Below are 791 nucleotides of genomic sequence, written 5' to 3'. Positions count from 1 at the left end.
GGGGGTGGCAATCCGGTGGTGGGGCTGCAGCAGGCGGTGGCCCAGACGCACGGGATCGCGTTCACCCCGCAGCGGCAGACCGAGGTGTTGTCCAACAACGACACCCTCAGCCATAACGACACCCGGTTCTTGAGCCCGGAGACCAACACGCTCAACCACGCCGGTGAGGATCAGCAGCAGGGTATCGGCAACTTCGGGCTGGAGTTCGGTGACATCACCTTCGGTGACAAGACCACCAACACCGCCACCGACGGCGGGGTGGTCAACACCGGCACCGCAGGCGATATCGATGCCACCAACGTCGAGGGCGACGGCAACGTCGTCGGCGATGACAACGAGAACGTCAACACCGGTGATATCGAGGACTCCAACGTCAACATCGGTGAGGACAATGAGATCGACGACAGCGGAGACCAGACCGCCGGCGGCGACATCATCTCCGACAACGAGGGCCCGGTCATCAACGATGTCGACATGAGCGGTGGCAGCGGCGGCAGCGCCTCGGGCGGTGACGGCGGTGGCGGCCTGATCGGGGTCGGCAACGACGGCGGCAACGCCACCGGTGGGGCCGGCGGCTCGGGTGGCGGGATCGTGATCAACGACAACGACACGACCACCACCAATGTCGATGGCAACCAGACCAATGTCGGCGATATCGACGGCAGCGTGACCGGCGGCATCTCGGGCGGGTCGAGCATCGAGGACAACTCGGTGGACAACTCGGTCGACAACTCGGTCGACAACTCCGGACAGGACAACTCGACTGACAACTCCGGTCAGGTCAACACCGA

General features: G+C 64.5%; 1 protein-coding gene. It reads left to right on the top strand.

Annotated features, from left to right (window positions below):
• Positions 1–791, top strand: a 791-nt coding sequence (locus A5759_RS08255) for a hypothetical protein (RefSeq protein WP_068196151.1), incomplete at both ends; no start/stop codon positions are given.

It is taken from the genome of Mycobacterium sp. 852014-52144_SCH5372336, from assembly GCF_001665615.1.
Classification (GTDB): domain Bacteria; phylum Actinomycetota; class Actinomycetes; order Mycobacteriales; family Mycobacteriaceae; genus Mycobacterium; species Mycobacterium neumannii_A.
This window is presented reverse-complemented; position numbering and strand designations above follow the sequence as displayed.